The 13,819-nt window shown below is 66.7% G+C and carries 14 protein-coding genes; 2 read left to right on the top strand and 12 right to left on the bottom strand.

Going from position 1 to position 13,819, the window contains the following annotated elements:
* Positions 1-25: 25 nt before the first annotated feature.
* The 12 genes from ASD94_RS03600 to ASD94_RS03545 form a co-directional block, all read right to left on the bottom strand.
* Complete coding sequence (locus tag ASD94_RS03600) at positions 26-430, bottom strand: GreA/GreB family elongation factor (protein ID WP_056638732.1); 405 nt, start codon at positions 428-430, stop codon at positions 26-28.
* A 392-nt stretch (positions 431-822) separates the two neighbouring features.
* Complete coding sequence (locus ASD94_RS03595) at positions 823-1,530, bottom strand: SDR family oxidoreductase (protein WP_056638729.1); 708 nt, start codon at positions 1,528-1,530, stop codon at positions 823-825.
* Between the two features lie 110 nt (positions 1,531-1,640).
* Positions 1,641-2,642: an NADP-dependent oxidoreductase gene (locus tag ASD94_RS03590; RefSeq protein ID WP_056638726.1), complete on the bottom strand. Its 1,002-nt coding sequence runs from the start codon at positions 2,640-2,642 to the stop codon at positions 1,641-1,643.
* Positions 2,643-2,799: 157 nt separating this feature from the next.
* Positions 2,800-3,408: a TetR/AcrR family transcriptional regulator gene (locus tag ASD94_RS03585; RefSeq protein WP_056638723.1), complete on the bottom strand. Its 609-nt coding sequence runs from the start codon at positions 3,406-3,408 to the stop codon at positions 2,800-2,802.
* Between the two features lie 218 nt (positions 3,409-3,626).
* A complete protein-coding gene (locus ASD94_RS03580; protein ID WP_015013774.1) occupies positions 3,627-3,842 on the bottom strand; it encodes a molybdopterin-binding protein in 216 nt (71 codons plus the stop codon).
* 68 nt (positions 3,843-3,910) lie between these two features.
* Entirely contained in the window at positions 3,911-4,726 is an 816-nt protein-coding gene (locus ASD94_RS03575) for an ATP-binding cassette domain-containing protein (protein ID WP_056638720.1), read from the bottom strand.
* Positions 4,727-4,924: 198 nt separating this feature from the next.
* Positions 4,925-5,788, bottom strand: coding sequence for an aliphatic sulfonate ABC transporter permease SsuC (gene ssuC / locus ASD94_RS03570; RefSeq protein WP_056638717.1), 864 nt, complete (start codon positions 5,786-5,788; stop codon positions 4,925-4,927).
* Between the two features lie 37 nt (positions 5,789-5,825).
* On the bottom strand, positions 5,826-6,989 hold the full coding sequence (ssuD, locus tag ASD94_RS03565; RefSeq protein WP_056638804.1) for an FMNH2-dependent alkanesulfonate monooxygenase: 1,164 nt from the start codon (positions 6,987-6,989) through the stop codon (positions 5,826-5,828).
* A 47-nt stretch (positions 6,990-7,036) separates the two neighbouring features.
* Positions 7,037-8,056 carry a sulfonate ABC transporter substrate-binding protein gene (locus tag ASD94_RS03560; RefSeq protein ID WP_056638714.1) on the bottom strand — a complete coding sequence of 340 codons (1,020 nt, stop codon included), beginning with the start codon at positions 8,054-8,056 and terminating at the stop codon, positions 7,037-7,039.
* Between the two features lie 33 nt (positions 8,057-8,089).
* Complete coding sequence (locus tag ASD94_RS03555) at positions 8,090-9,064, bottom strand: sulfonate ABC transporter substrate-binding protein (RefSeq protein WP_056638713.1); 975 nt, start codon at positions 9,062-9,064, stop codon at positions 8,090-8,092.
* A gap of 161 nt (positions 9,065-9,225) precedes the next feature.
* Positions 9,226-9,816 (bottom strand): NADPH-dependent FMN reductase, encoded by a 591-nt coding sequence (ssuE, locus tag ASD94_RS03550; protein ID WP_056638710.1) that lies wholly within the window; start codon positions 9,814-9,816, stop codon positions 9,226-9,228.
* Positions 9,817-10,000: 184 nt separating this feature from the next.
* On the bottom strand, positions 10,001-11,023 hold the full coding sequence (locus ASD94_RS03545) for a sulfate ABC transporter substrate-binding protein (RefSeq protein WP_056638708.1): 1,023 nt from the start codon (positions 11,021-11,023) through the stop codon (positions 10,001-10,003).
* A 168-nt stretch (positions 11,024-11,191) separates the two neighbouring features.
* Here ASD94_RS03545 and ASD94_RS03540 point away from each other — a divergent pair, with 168 nt between their 5' ends.
* Together ASD94_RS03540 and mnmC are read left to right on the top strand one after the other, a co-directional pair.
* On the top strand, positions 11,192-11,464 hold the full coding sequence (locus ASD94_RS03540; protein ID WP_056638705.1) for an oxidative damage protection protein: 273 nt from the start codon (positions 11,192-11,194) through the stop codon (positions 11,462-11,464).
* A 332-nt stretch (positions 11,465-11,796) separates the two neighbouring features.
* Positions 11,797-13,764, top strand: coding sequence for an FAD-dependent 5-carboxymethylaminomethyl-2-thiouridine(34) oxidoreductase MnmC (gene mnmC, locus ASD94_RS03535; protein WP_056638703.1), 1,968 nt, complete (start codon positions 11,797-11,799; stop codon positions 13,762-13,764).
* The last annotated feature ends 55 nt before the right edge of the window (positions 13,765-13,819 follow it).

The raw sequence follows: 13,819 nt of genomic DNA, 5'->3' as shown, positions 1-13,819 counted from the left end.
GCAGCGGGCCGGAATTCTGAGGCGACTAGGTGAGGTAGTCGCCCGTGGCCTCGGGCTGGTACTGGATGCTCTCGATGGTGGCTGCGCACTCTTCGCCGTGCGGCGTTTGCCACTTGGCCACATCTCCAGCACGCAGGCCCAGCAGGCTGATGCCCACCGGCGACAGCACCGAGATGAAGCCCGCCGCAGGCTCGGCGTCCTGCGGGTAGCACAGGGTCAGCACCTGGCGCCGGTGGGTGTGCTGGTCCACCAGCTCGACGCGCGAATTCATGGTGACCACGTCCGCTCGTACGTTGCGCGGACTGGTGATGTCTGCGTTGGCCAGCAGGTCATCGAGCAAGGGCGCCAGCCGGTTGCCGACCAGTTTGGTCAGGCGCGAATAGTCCAGATCGGTGAGCGTGCGCTCGCCAGGGGCCACAACTGCATGCATACAAAGCACTCCATCGAATGCGGCTGTGCCCCGTGGGGACAAGACGGCCGCTACCGCGCTTGGCTGGTGCCCGGCGGTGGATGGTTGCGCTACAAGGGATGAGGAGAGAGGGTGCCGCCGGGCTCAGGAATGTGCTGGCGTCAGCTGACGACGCACGTTCTTCTTGGCCACCGCTCGCGCGCAGGCCGCTGCATGGGGCAGCGCAGCCAGGGCGTTGAAAGGGCAAACCAGAAGGGTCGTCATGGCCCCGAGTGTAGGCAACATGCGCGGGTTGGCGGGCAATAGCCCCAGGGTTCTTGCCAGATACCCGGCCGACTTAGCGTTTGATCCTTGTCGCGGTGCAGGGGCCATCGCGCACATCACGCCAGCTCTGCGGCCCCCGCGCCGCGCTCTCAGGCAGCTTGCGGCAGGTAGCTGGGGCGCGTGCCTGTCATCGCGAGCTTGACGTGCTGCGTAAGCTCATCGGCCAGCACCTCGTCCGCACCTGCTTCCAGGCCATCCAGCGCACGCCGCACGATCTGAACCGGGCTGGTCTTGGGCACATCGAAGCCGCGCGTGAGGTCGGTGTCCACATACGCCATGTGTAGCCCGAGGACCTGCGTTTTTTGCGCTGCCAGCTCGTGGCGCAGTGCATTGGTGAGCGACCAGGCGGCAGACTTGCTGGCCGAGTACGCCGCCAGCTCGCCGCCATTCACCCACGATGCCACCGACAGCACGTTGAGCAGCGCCCCGCCCCCGTTGGCCTGCAGCACAGGCGCAAAGGCTTTGCTGACGCGCAGCACGCCAAAGACATTGGTCTCAAAAATGCGGCGCATCACCTCTTCGCTGTCGGCCGCCATGAAGCCGCCAGGCTGGGCGATGCCCGCGTTGTTGATGACCAAGGTCACATCGGACGCCAGCGCTGCAGCCGCTGCGACGTCTTCGGGGTTGTTGACGTCCAGGCGCAGGGCCTGCACGCCGGGTTGCGGGGTGATGGTGGATGGGTCACGCGCAGCGGCGTAGACCTTGCGCGCACCACGTGCGAGCAGCTCGCGGACAAAAGCCAGGCCAATGCCGCGATTGGCACCGGTGACGAGGACAACAGCGTTTTCGATCTTCATGGGAATCTCCAGGGGTGGGTTGGGAATGGACAGTGAGGTGCGGGTCAAACGTGCCGGGGATCAATGCGCAGCGAGCAATCGGTGGGTGCGGGTAGCCGCCAGCGAACAGCTCAGCGCACCTTGACCACGACCTTGCCCTTGGCGCGGCCGGTGTCCACGTAGGCAATGGCTTCGTTGGTGGCGTCAAAGGCAAACACCTTGTCGATCACCGGGCGGATGGCCCCGGCGTTGATCAGGCGTGTGATCTCTTGCAGCTGGCTGCCCTGTGCCCGCATGAACAGGAACCCGTAGCCGATGCCCAGCGCCCGAGCGCGGCGCCGGGTGCCTGCGCTCAACAGACGGAACACCAACCGCAAAAAGCCGGGGGCACGAATGGATTCGCCAAATGTGGGGTCTGGCGGGCCCGAGACAGAGACGAGTTGGCCGCCGCGCTGGAGCACGCGCAGGGACTTGGCCAGCGCCTTGCCGTCCTGGCTGTGCAGCACCATGTCGTAGTCGCGCAGCACGTCTTCAAAGTCCTGCTGGCGGTAGTCGATGACCACATCGGCGCCCAGGCTTCGCACCAGTGCGGCATTGCCCGCGCTGGCGGTGGTGGCCACGGTGGCGCCCAGGTGCTTGGCCAGCTGGATGGCGATGCTGCCCAGCCCGCCCGAGCCCGCCTGGATGAAGACCTTCTGCCCTTTTTTGACCTGGGCCTTCTCGACCAGGGCCTGCCAGGCCGTCAGGGCCACCAGCGGGATCGAAGCCGCCTCTTCCATGGTCAGGCTGCGGGGCTTGAGGGCCAGCGAAGACTCCTTGACCGCGATGAGTTCCGCAAAGGTGCCGATGTGAAAGTCGTCCGCCCGGGCATAGACCTCGTCGCCGGGTTGGAACTGCCGCACGCGCGGCCCCACGCGCACCACCACGCCCGCCACGTCGTGCCCCAGGATGAGCGGCATCTTGTAGGGCAGGATGAGCTTGAACTCACCGTCCCGGATCTTGGCGTCGAGCGGATTGACGCCCGCTGCATGCACCTCCACCAGCACTTCGTCGTCGCGCAAAGAGGGCGCAGGAACGTCGGCGGGCCTGAGCGCGCCCTTCTTGGCGTAACGATCCAGAACAAACGCTTTCATGGGACGTCCTTTGCGGCGGGAGCCTGAAGAGGCCCCCCATGGTTAGAAGGGCTGGATTCGATAATTCGAATGATAAACATCATATAAAAAGACAAAAAAATGCGTGCCACCGCACGAAGATCACAATCGAGAACAGCGCCTGGTGAGTGGTTTTGCGTCAGGCCGCTTCCGCAGGCAACAGGTGCTTGAGCGCGGCCTCGCGCAGGCTGTCGGACAGCGCAGCATCGTCCACCGCCCGGGCAAGCACCAGGGCGCCCACCATGGTGGACAGGGTGACGAGCGCCTGCTCATGGATCTCTGGCTGGCCCCACTGCGGCGACTGGCGCGCAATCAGGTCCACCATTTCCTTGATGTGCCGGGTGGAGACCCGCCGCACTTCGGGCGACTGGCGCGAGGTTTCAGAGCCCAGCGCGGCCAGGGGGCAACCGGTTTCCACGCTTTCGACATGCTGGCGCGAGAGATAGGCCTTGAGCACGGTGGCCATCGCCTGCGAGGCGGGCTCCCCCGCCACGGCGCCGGCCACAGTGGCCACAGACTGGGCACAGGCCTGCGTGGCCGCTTCGGCCAGCATGGCCTCGCGGGACTCGAAGTGCGCATAGAAGCCGCCATGCGTCAGGCCCGCCTCCTTCATGATGTCTGCCACCCCGGTGCCGTGGTAGCCGTTGCGACGGATCGCCCGCGCGGCCACCGACACGATGCGCTCGTGGGTCGCCTCCTTGGCAGCGGCTCGGGCACTGGGTTGTTTATTTCGCATGACACGTATCATACGTTTTATCAGGCACACCTGCAAGCGGGCCATATTGCAGCTGCTCCCTGCCAGCCCCGAGCCTGGTCAGCACCAAAAACTCAGGCGTTGTAACAAGGCCTGAGAGGTGAAGTGCGCAGTACGAGCCGCTCTGGCTTGCTGCGAAGTTCGCTACGCTTTCAATAGCAGCCTGCGACCGTCCACAGGGCGCAGGCTGACTATTCAGTTCAAAAATCAGATCACAGCTTGGCGATCGACACCTCGGTGGACTTGACCAGCGCCACCACATCGGAGCCGACGACCAGGCCCAGGTCGTCCACCGAGCGGGTGGTGATGACGGAGGTGACGATGCCCCAGGGGGTTTCGACATCGACCTCGGAGACGACATCGCCGCGAATGATCTCGCGCACTTTGCCCTTGAACTGGTTGCGAACGTTGATGGCTTGGATGGACATGGGGTTCTCCTAAAAAGTCCGTTGAAAGAAAGAAGCGCTGTTAAAAATCGAGAGAGAAAGCGAGAAATTCACACCGCCCAGCGCAGCCCGTGGGCGGGCACGCCGGGCCAGGTGGGTTCGGGGGTGGGCTCCACGTCGGGCTTTTGCAGCACGCGGTCGAGGATGCGTTTTTCAAGCTGCGCAAAGGCCGCCTCGCCGTGCACACGCGGGCGTGGCAGGTCGATGCGCTGGTCCAGCGCGATCTGGCCGTCTTCGATCAGGATCACGCGGTCGGCCAGGGCCACGGCCTCCTGCACGTCGTGGGTGACCAGTAGCGCGGTAAAGCCCGACTGGCGCCACAGGCCTTCGATGAGGCGGTGCATCTCGATGCGGGTAAGCGCATCGAGCGCACCCAGGGGTTCGTCCAGCAGCAAGAGGCGTGGGTTGTGCACCAGCGCACGCGCCAGGGCCACACGCTGGCGCTGGCCGCCCGACAGGCGCGCGGGCCACTCGCCCAGCCGGTCGCCCAGACCCACGCGGGCCAGCACATCGGCCGCTGCCCCACGCTGCGCGGGCGGCAGGCCCAGGGCCACGTTGTCCTGCACACGCTTCCAGGGCAGCAGGCGCGCGTCCTGGAACATGATGCGGGTGCTGCTGCTCAGGCCGTCCACCGGGTCACCGTCGATACGGATGGCACCGCCCGACACCGATTCCAGCCCCGCCACCAGGCGCAGCAGCGTGCTTTTGCCGCAGCCGCTGCGGCCCACGATGGCGACGAACTCGCCGGGCTCGATGACCAGTTCGGCCTTCTGGAGCACCTCGCGTGTGCCATAGCGTTTGTCTACGCCGCGCACTTCCAGGCGCACACCCTGGTGCTGCTGTTGTGGTGAGAAATTTGTAGTCAAAATGGCCTCCTGCGCCTGTCCATAAAGCGCTAGCAGCTATAAAAATGAGAGTAATCGGGCGCGGTGGCTGCACTGGGCGCGACCCAACGCCAGGGACGCCGCGCAAGGGCCGCCCCGCCGCGCTGGCGTCGTCCCCCTTCCCGTAGCGCGCAGCGCGGAGAGAGAAGGGGGAAGCGGCGCAGCCGCTCAGGGGGATGTTCACACCTGGTATCCGGGATGCCAGCGCAGCCAGTAGCGCTCCAGCCCCTTGGCAAACACGTCGGCCAGCTTGCCCAGCAAGGCGTAGAGCAGGATGCCCACGAGCACGATGTCGGTCTGCAAAAACTCGCGTGCATTCATCGTGAGGTAGCCAATGCCCGCCTGCGCCGAGATGGTCTCGGCCACGATCAGGATCACCCACATCAGCCCCAGCGAAAACCGCAGCCCCACCAGGATGCTGGAGAGCGCTCCGGGCAGGATGATTTGCTTGTAAAGCTGCCAGCGCCCCAGGCCATAGGTGCGGCCCATCTCGATCAGCCCCGGGTCTACATTGCGGATGCCGTGGAAGGTGTTGAGGTAGATCGGGAAGAACACCGACACGCTGATGAGGAACAGCTTGGCCGACTCGTCAATGCCAAACCACAGGATCACGAGCGGGATGAGCGCCAGCGCGGGGATGTTGCGCACCATCTGGATGGTGGAGTCGAGCAGCGTCTCGAACAGCTTGATGGAGCCTGTGAGCAGGCCCAGCAGCAGCCCCAGGCCGCCGCCAATCGCCAGCCCGGCCAGTGCACGGCCCGCGCTGACCTTGACGTGGGTCCACAGCTCGCCCGAGGCGGCCAGGGTCCAGGCGGCCTTGACGACCTCCAGCGGCGCAGGCAACACGCGGGTGGACAGCCAGCCTTGCGACGAGGCAATCTGCCACAGCACGATGAGGCCCACGGGCACGGCCCAGGGCAGCAGGCGCTGCGCAATGTGCCTGGCAAAGCGCACCACGGGTGCGGGCAGCAAGGGCCCTTCGATGGGCAGGTCTACCGCATCGGCCAGCGGGGATACCTGCAGTTCTCTGATGGTCTGTGTCATGGGACAGGTTCCGTTGGGGGTTCTGGTTCAGGTGGGGTCAGCTTTGCGAGGCGCGCGGCACAAAGTCGTTGGCCACGGTTTCGCCAAAGGGGCCCAAGGGGTTGCCGCCAGCGAGCTTCTCGCGCACGCCCACGGGCAGCAGCGGAAAGACCAACTCGGCAAAGCGATACGCCTCGTCCAGGTGCGGGTAGCCCGAGAGCACAAACGTGTCCAGCCCCAGCGCGGCATATTCCTCGATGCGCGCGGCCACGGTCTGCGGGTCGCCCACCAACGCCGTGCCCGCGCCGCCGCGCACCAGGCCCACGCCCGCCCACAGGTTAGGGCTGATCTCCAGGTCCTTGCGGCTGCGCTTGGCGCCACCGGCGTGCAGCGCAGCCATGCGGCGCTGGCCTTCGGAGTCCATGCGCGCAAACACGGCCTGGGCGCGCACCACGGTGTCGTCATCCACATGGCTGATGAGTTCTTCGGCGGCGGCCCAAGCCTGTGCGTCGGTCTCACGCACGATGACGTGCAGGCGGATGCCGAAGTTGACGGTGCGGCCGTGTTGGGCTGCGCGGGCACGCACGTCGGCCACCTTCTTGGCCACCTCGGCCGGGGGTTCGCCCCAGGTCAGGTAGGTCTCGACCTGCTCGGCCGCCAGGTCGTGCGCGGCGGGCGACGAGCCGCCAAAGTACACCGGCGGGTACGGCTGTTGCAGCGGCGGAAAGAGCAGCTTGGCGCCCTTCACCGACAGGTGCTGACCTTCAAAGTCCAGGCTTTCGCCCCGGTGGCTGCGCGCCAGAATTTCGCGCCAGATGCGGATGAACTCGGCCGACTGTTCGTAGCGCGTGGCGTGGTCCAGAAACACGCCGTCGCCCTCCAGCTCGGCCTGGTCGCCGCCCGTCACCAGGTTGATGAGCAGGCGCCCGCCCGAGAGCCGGTCGAACGTGGCCGCCATGCGTGCCGCCAGCGCAGGCTGGTGCAGGCCGGGGCGCACCGCCACCAGAAACTTGAGGTTGCGCGTGACGGGCAGCAGGCTGGACGCCACCACCCACGGGTCTTCGCACGAGCGGCCGGTGGGGATGAGCACACCTTCGTAGCCCAGGCTGTCGGCTGCCACGGCCACCTGCTTGAGGTAGTCGTGGTTGAGCTGGCGCGCGCCTTTGGCGGTGCCCAGGTAGCGGCTGTCGCCGTGGGTGGGGATGAACCAGAAAATTTTCATGGATGCCTCGGGGTAGGTATTCGATGGACTCAGCGAGCGCATGCGGCTCAGGGCTTGGCGCTGGCGGCCGCCAGCTGCGCTGCCGAAGGCCGCCACACGATGTCGGCCACGTTCACGGGTTTGGGGATCAGGCCGAGCTTGAAAAACGCATCGGCCACGCGCTGCTGGTCGGCCACGGTGGCGGGCGAGAGCAGGCCCACGGGTGATGAGGGGCGCCGCTGGATGAACAGGCTCACCACACCCGCGTCCAGGCCGCTGAAGTCGGCAATCAGCTTGATCGCGTCCTTGCGCGCCTCTTGCGCCAGGCGGTCGGCGCGGCTGAGTTCTTCAAACAGCACACGCAGCACCTGGGGGTGGGCTTGCACAAACGGGCGGGCCGCCAAGTAGAACGAGTTGTTGCTGCTGGCCAGGTCGCGGCCCGTGGCCAGCACGCGGGGCTGGATGGCCAGCTCGGTGGCGGCGTAGAACGGGTCCCAGATGGCCCAGGCGTCCACGCTCTTGCGCTCGAACGCGGCGCGCGCATCGGCCGGGGCCAGGTACACGGGCTGGATATCAGCCCACTGCAGGCCCGCGCGCTCCACGGCACGCACCAGCAGGTAGTGGGCGCTGCTGCCCTTTTGCACGGCAATGCGGCGGCCCTTGAGGTCGCCCAGGGTGCGCAGGGGCGAGTCCTTGAGCACCAGCAAGGCCGAGCTGTCGGGCTTGGGCGGCTCGGCGCCCACATAGAGCAGGTCTTTGCCTGCGGCCTGTGCAAACACGGGCGGCGAGTCGCCCGTCAGGCCAAATTCGAGGCTGCCGACCGACAGCGCTTCAAGCAGTTGCGGCCCGGCCGGGAACTCCAGCCAGCTCACGCGGGTGCCGGGAAAGCGCTTTTCCAGCACGCCCTGCTGCTTGAGGATGACGAGGTTGACGGCGGACTTCTGGTAGCCGATGCGCAGCTGCTCGGGGCCTTGCACGGCCGGGCTTTGTGCGTGGGCGTAGCGGCTGGCCAGCACCCAGTGGAAGGCGGTGACACCCAGCAGTTGCAGCGCGCGGCGGCGCTCGTTGCTCAGGGGAAGGTGGGCCATGGTGACTCCTTTCAGTGCGGTGCTGCCAGGCCCTCAAAGGTCCACCGGCGCGGCGTGCAGCAGGTTGAGCTTTTTGGGGATGAGCTTGAGGTCGAAGAAGGTGTCGGCAATCGCCTGCTGCTCGGCCAGGATCTCGCGCGTGACGGGCGCGGTGCCGAAACGGGCGCGGTTCAGGTACAGCTCGGTGATGGACTTGTCGAGGCCCAGCACGGCCGATAGCTCGGCAGCGGCGGCGTCCTTGTTTTTGGACGCCCAGGTGTCGATGGCGTTGACCTCTTCGATCGCGATGCGCAGCACATCGGCGTTCTTGGTGGAGAACTCGCGCGAGGTGAAGTAGTAGGCGCGGTTGTTGACCACACCCGTGGCGTCGGCCAGCAGGCGGGCGTCGAGTGTCTTTTGCGCGGCGGCCAAGAACGGGTCCCAGATGATCCAGGCATCGACTGCGCCGCGCTCAAAGGCAGCCCGCGCGTCGGCCGGGGCCAGGAAGACGGACTGCACGTCGCCGTATTTCAGGCCGTGTTTCTCCAGCAGCTTGACCAGGAAATACTGCACGTTGGAGCCCTTGTTGTAGGCCACGCGCTTGCCCTTGAGGTCGGCCACGCTGCGGATCGGCGAGTCCTTGGGCACGATCACGGCCTCCAGCGCGGGGCGCGGCACGGTGGCACCGGCGTACACCAGCGGCGCACCCGCAGCCTGGGCAAAGATGGGCGGGGCTTCGCCCACGTCGCCAAAGTCGATGGAGCCGACGTTGAGCGCCTCGAGCTGCACGGGGCCGGCGTTGAATTCGGTCCAGGTCACTTTCACACCCAACGGAGCCAGGCGCTTTTCGAGCGTGCCGCGGCCCTTCAGGATGGAGAGCCAGCCCTTTTGGTGGCCCACGCGCAGCACGCGGGGCGCGCCAGAGGCCTGGGCCCAAGAGGTGGCAGGGAGCGCCGCTGCAGCGGCGGTGGCAGCACTAGTGGCCAGCAGGTGGCGGCGTTGCAGGGAGAAGCGGTTCAGTTCGTTCATGGTGCGGGTTCCAGCAGCAAATCGGGTGGGAGGAGCACCGGGCGGGCTGGCAGCAGGCGGCACACCGCCCTGCCCGCGCACCCGGCGCAGCAAAAATCAAAAATGGAAATGAAGGGGGAAGGAAGGTGGCACTGCGGGCCTGTCGCAGCGCCGGGCCTGCGTCAGACGCTACATCGCACGTCAGCGAAGTTGACCGGCGCAAACCGCGTGGCCTGAGCGGGCGATGGGCGCAGGGTTTCGGTCACCAGCACATTCACCGCGTCGTCCAGCCGGGCGGCAATGTCGGCCTGCACGTGGTAGGTGCCCTCTGGCGTCAGCGTGACCTGAGCATCGGTGGCGTAGATGCCGGGCAGGATGCTTTTGGCGCCCAGCGACTGCAGCACGGGACGCAGCGCGTAGTCCAGCGCCAGCATGTGGTGTGGGCTGCCGCCCGTGGCCAGGGGCAGCACGGTCTTGCCCTTGAGGGCTGTTTGCGGCAGCAGGTCCAGAAACACCTTGAGCACGCCGCTGTACGCCGCCTTGTAGACGGGGGTGGCCACCACCAGCACGCTGGCATCGGCCACCTGGTCGATGGCGCTGACCACCGTGGGGTGGCCAAAGTCGGCCAGCAACAGCGCCTGGGGCGAGAGGTCACGGATGTGGATGCGGTCCACCAGCGCACCGCGCACCGAGAGGCGCTGGGCCACGGCGTCGAGCAAAACGGCGGAGCGGGAGCGCTCCGAGGGACTGCCGGCGATGAGCAAGGCGGACATGGTGTGGATTCCTTGAATACTATGTTTTTGATAGCTGGCAGCGCATGTTGGACTAGCGCTTGGGCCTGTTTTCATTCAAAAAGGACGAGCAACGCCCCGCCCGGCCCGCTGGGGCCTGGCTTGTTGCACGGAGACGGGGCGCCGGCCACCCGCACACGAAAGGCGGGTGGGCTGACTGGCTTACTTACTTGCGGGTGTAGATCTGGTCAAAGCTGGCGTTGTCCGCAAAGTGGTCCTTGGCCGCCTTGTCCCAGCCACCAAACGCGTCGTTGATGGTGAACAGGTTCAGCTTGGGGAACTGCTTGGCGTACTTGGCTTTGGCTTTGTCGGACACGGCCGGGCGGTAGAAATGTTTGCCCGCAATGTCCTGGCCTTCTTCGGTGTACAGGTACTGCAGGTAGGCCTCGGCCACGGCGCGGGTGCCCTTCTTGTCCACGTTCTTGTCCACCACGGCAACGGCAGGCTCGGCCAGGATGGAGATGGAGGGGGCGATCACGTCGAACTTGGCACCGAACTCTTTTTCGAGCAGGTAGGCCTCGTTCTCCCAGGCGATCAGCACGTCGCCCTGGTTGCGCTGCGCAAAAGTGATGGTGGAGCCGCGCGCGCCGGTGTCGAGCACAGGCACGTTGCCATACAGCTTGGCCACGAAGTCCTTGGCCCTGGCGTCGCCGCCATATTTGCGCTTGGCGAATTCCCACGCGGCCAGGTAGTTCCAGCGCGCGCCGCCCGAGGTCTTGGGGTTGGGCGTGATCACCTTCACATCCGGGCGGACCAAGTCATCCCAGTCCTTGATGCCCTTGGGGTTGCCCTGGCGCACCACCAGCACGATGGTCGAGGTGTAGGGCGAGCTGTTGTGCGGCAGGCGCTTTTGCCAGTCTTTGGTGATCCAGCCGCCGTTGGTGTGCAGCGCATCGGTATCACCTGCCAAGGCCAGCGTGGCCACGTCGGCATCCAACCCGTCGATGATGGAGCGGGCCTGCTTGCCCGAGCCACCATGGCTTTGCTTGATGGTCACGTCCTGCCCGGTCTTGGCCTTCCAGTGCTTGGCAAACGCCTGGTTGAACTCCACATACAGCTCGCGGGTGGGGTCGTAGGACACATTGAGCAGCGTCACAGACTGTGCAAACGACGGCAACGCCGTCAGCGCCAAAGCGCCTGCAAAGGCTGCGGCCAATGGAAACTTGATAAAGTCGCGGCGAAAGTTCATGGGGGTCCTCGGTTTTGAATGTGGACGGTGCAAAACACCGATGAAACGCATTCTGGAAGGCCCTCTTAAAAACTGGAACCAATAAGATTTCAGTTCTTAATACCCAAAACATCTGAAGGCAGAGCCCACACCGCCTTCGCATTCACCCCAACACAAGAAGGAACCACCATGGCACGCACCGTCCAATGCATCAAACTCGGCCAGGAAGCTGAAGGCCTGGACTTTCCGCCCTACCCCGGCGAGCTGGGCAAGCGCATCTGGGAAAACGTGAGCAAGCAGGCCTGGGCCGACTGGCTCAAGCACCAGACCATGCTGGTCAACGAAAACCGTCTGAACCTGGCCGACGCCCGCGCCCGCCAGTATCTGGCCCGCCAGATGGAAAACCATTTCTTTGGCAGCGGCGCAGACGCTGCGGCGGGCTACGTCCCGCCCAGCGCGTAACGCAGCAAAGCGCAGCGCCGCGCTGCAAGAAATGGTTTCGCCAAAACCACTTTGCGGCAGCGGCGCAGACGCCGGAGCGGGCTACGTCCCGCCCAGCGCATAACGCAGCAAAGCGCAGTGCAGTGCAGCGCTGCAAAAAGTGGTTTTACGCAAACCCTTTCTTGGCAGCGCGGTTCACTTCGCGCGCTCACGGCCAGTGATCTAGAACAACCGACGTTCAGCCTGCTTGCTGTAAAAAACCAGCCTCAGCACGGCGCCCATGTGGCGCCCTTTCTTTTTCTGGGTTGTGCGCACAATGCGTGCAACTCCTGGTTTTCGCAGCCCCCCACCCCATGTCCGAGCCCATCGACTGGTTGCCCGACGGCACCCCCTACAGCCCCCGCTTTGGCGACCGCTACCACAGCGAAAACGGAGGGCTGGACCAGGCCCGCAGGGTGTTTTTGCAGGGCTGCGGCCTGCCCGCGGCCTGGGCCGGGCAGCCCCAGTGGCGGGTGCTGGAAACCGGCTTTGGCTTCGGGCTGAACTTTCTCGTCACCTGGGCAGCGTGGCGGGCCGACGAGCGCCGCCCCCGGCTGCTGCACTTCGTATCGACCGAGGCCTGGCCCGTGAGCGCGGCCGACCTGCTGCGGGCCACTGCGGCCCACCCCGAACTAGCGCCCTTGGCTGAGCAATTGCACGCGCAATGGTGGGGCCTGCTGCCCGGCGTGCACCGCCTGGCATTTGACGAAGGCCGCGTGCTGCTCACCCTGTATGTGGGGGACGCGCAGGAGATGCTGCGCCAGCAGGCGCCGACGGCAGATTCGGTGTACCTCGACGGGTTCAGCCCCTCCGTCAATCCCGAAATCTGGAGCACCCACGCCCTCAAGGCCGTGGCGCGCTGCTGCCGCCGGGGCACCCAGCTCGCCACCTGGACCATCGCCCGCGCCGTGCGCGATGCGCTGGCCGAATGCGGCTTCGAGGTGCAGCGCGTGCCCGGCGTGCCACCCAAGCGCGACAACCTGCAGGCCACCTACAACCCCCACTGGGAGCCACGGCCCCGCACGGCCGCCTTGCCGGAGGCGCCCCCCACCGCCGCCCCGCAGCCCCGGCATTGCCTGGTGATTGGCGGCGGGCTGGCAGGTGCCGCAGCGGCCGCCAGCCTGGCCCGCCGGGGCTGGCAGGTGCAGGTGCTGGACGGGGCGGCGGAACCCGCCGCTGGCGCATCGGGCCTGCCTGCGGGCGTGTTTGCGCCCCATGTATCGCCCGACGATGCGGTGCTGTCGCGCCTGTCGCGCAGCGGCGTGCGGACCACGCTGCAGCAAGCCCGCCAGCGCCTGAAGGCCGGGCAGGACTGGGGCCCCACCGGCGTGCTGGAACACCGCACCGACGGCCCCCCCGGCCTGCCCACCGACTGGCAAGGGGGCCCCGGCGCGGACTGGACCGTCCCTGCCCCGCAAGCCGCTCGCGAGCAGGCCGACCTGCCGCCCGATGCGGTGGCCTGCTGGCATGCCCAGGCGGGCTGGATACGCCCGCCCCAGATGGTGCGGGCACTGCTGCAAGAACCCGGCGTCACGTGGCTTGGAAATTGCCCAGTGGCCAGCCTGCGCGCCCAGCCTGCTGCGGACGCCGCCGCCAACGCGGCCGAATGGCAGGCGCTGGATGCACAAGGCCAGGTACTGGCCCAGGCCCCCGTGGTGGTGATTGCCGCAGGCGCAGGCAGCAGCCCGCTACTGGCTGACCGCTGGCCCCTGCAACCTGTGCGGGGCCAGGTGTCGTGGGGCCGCTATGCCGCCCACCTGACGGCGCCAGCGCCGTTCCCGACCAACGGGCATGGCAACATGGTGCCGTCGTTCGGCGTGGGCAGCCCCGGCAACCCGGGCGAAGAGGCCACCGAGCGCGCCTGGATCATGGGCTCCACTTTTGAGCGCGATGTGGCAGAGCTGCCCGCCACTGCCGCCGACCAGCTTGCTGCGCACCGCTCGCATTGGGACAAAGTGCAGACCCTGATCCCCGCCGCTGCCCGCGAACTGGCTCCCCGCTTCGAGGCACGGCTGGCCGCTGGTGCTGGTGAGCAGGACACCACCGCATCCTCGGCCGTCGAGCACTGGGCCGCCGTGCGCTGCACGGCCCCCGACCGCCTGCCCATCGTTGGGCCGGTGGATGCAACCGCCCTGCCCGGCCTGTGGGTGTGCACCGCCATGGGTGCGCGCGGGCTGACGCTGGCCTTGCTGTGCGGCGAGTTGCTGGCCGCCCGCCTCAACGGCGAGCCCCTACCGCTGGACACCAAGCTGGCCCGCGCTCTGTCCAGTGAACGGATGTGAACCGCCGCCGCGTGCGCGCCAGAGGCGGTCGGCCACCGCCCGGCGCACGAGGCCA

Source organism: Acidovorax sp. Root70 (assembly GCF_001428225.1).
GTDB lineage: Bacteria > Pseudomonadota > Gammaproteobacteria > Burkholderiales > Burkholderiaceae_C > Acidovorax.
Note: the sequence above shows the minus strand (reverse complement) of the source record. Positions and strands in the feature narration are given on the sequence as shown.

What these genes read in the sequence shown, in the direction of transcription:
- ASD94_RS03595 (WP_056638729.1), bottom strand. Translation starts at nt 1,530, where the DNA reads ATGAAGATCGAAAACGCTGTTGTCCTCGTCACCGGTGCCAATCGCGGC.
- ssuE (WP_056638710.1), bottom strand. Translation starts at nt 9,816, where the DNA reads ATGTCCGCCTTGCTCATCGCCGGCAGTCCCTCGGAGCGCTCCCGCTCC.
- ASD94_RS03580 (WP_015013774.1), bottom strand. Translation starts at nt 3,842, where the DNA reads ATGTCCATCCAAGCCATCAACGTTCGCAACCAGTTCAAGGGCAAAGTG.
- ASD94_RS03585 (WP_056638723.1), bottom strand. Translation starts at nt 3,408, where the DNA reads ATGATACGTGTCATGCGAAATAAACAACCCAGTGCCCGAGCCGCTGCC.
- ASD94_RS03590 (WP_056638726.1), bottom strand. Translation starts at nt 2,642, where the DNA reads ATGAAAGCGTTTGTTCTGGATCGTTACGCCAAGAAGGGCGCGCTCAGG.
- ssuC (WP_056638717.1), bottom strand. Translation starts at nt 5,788, where the DNA reads ATGACACAGACCATCAGAGAACTGCAGGTATCCCCGCTGGCCGATGCG.
- mnmC (WP_056638703.1), top strand. Translation starts at nt 11,797, where the DNA reads ATGTCCGAGCCCATCGACTGGTTGCCCGACGGCACCCCCTACAGCCCC.
- ASD94_RS03560 (WP_056638714.1), bottom strand. Translation starts at nt 8,056, where the DNA reads ATGGCCCACCTTCCCCTGAGCAACGAGCGCCGCCGCGCGCTGCAACTG.
- ASD94_RS03545 (WP_056638708.1), bottom strand. Translation starts at nt 11,023, where the DNA reads ATGAACTTTCGCCGCGACTTTATCAAGTTTCCATTGGCCGCAGCCTTT.
- ssuD (WP_056638804.1), bottom strand. Translation starts at nt 6,989, where the DNA reads ATGAAAATTTTCTGGTTCATCCCCACCCACGGCGACAGCCGCTACCTG.
- ASD94_RS03540 (WP_056638705.1), top strand. Translation starts at nt 11,192, where the DNA reads ATGGCACGCACCGTCCAATGCATCAAACTCGGCCAGGAAGCTGAAGGC.
- ASD94_RS03600 (WP_056638732.1), bottom strand. Translation starts at nt 430, where the DNA reads ATGCATGCAGTTGTGGCCCCTGGCGAGCGCACGCTCACCGATCTGGAC.
- ASD94_RS03555 (WP_056638713.1), bottom strand. Translation starts at nt 9,064, where the DNA reads ATGAACGAACTGAACCGCTTCTCCCTGCAACGCCGCCACCTGCTGGCC.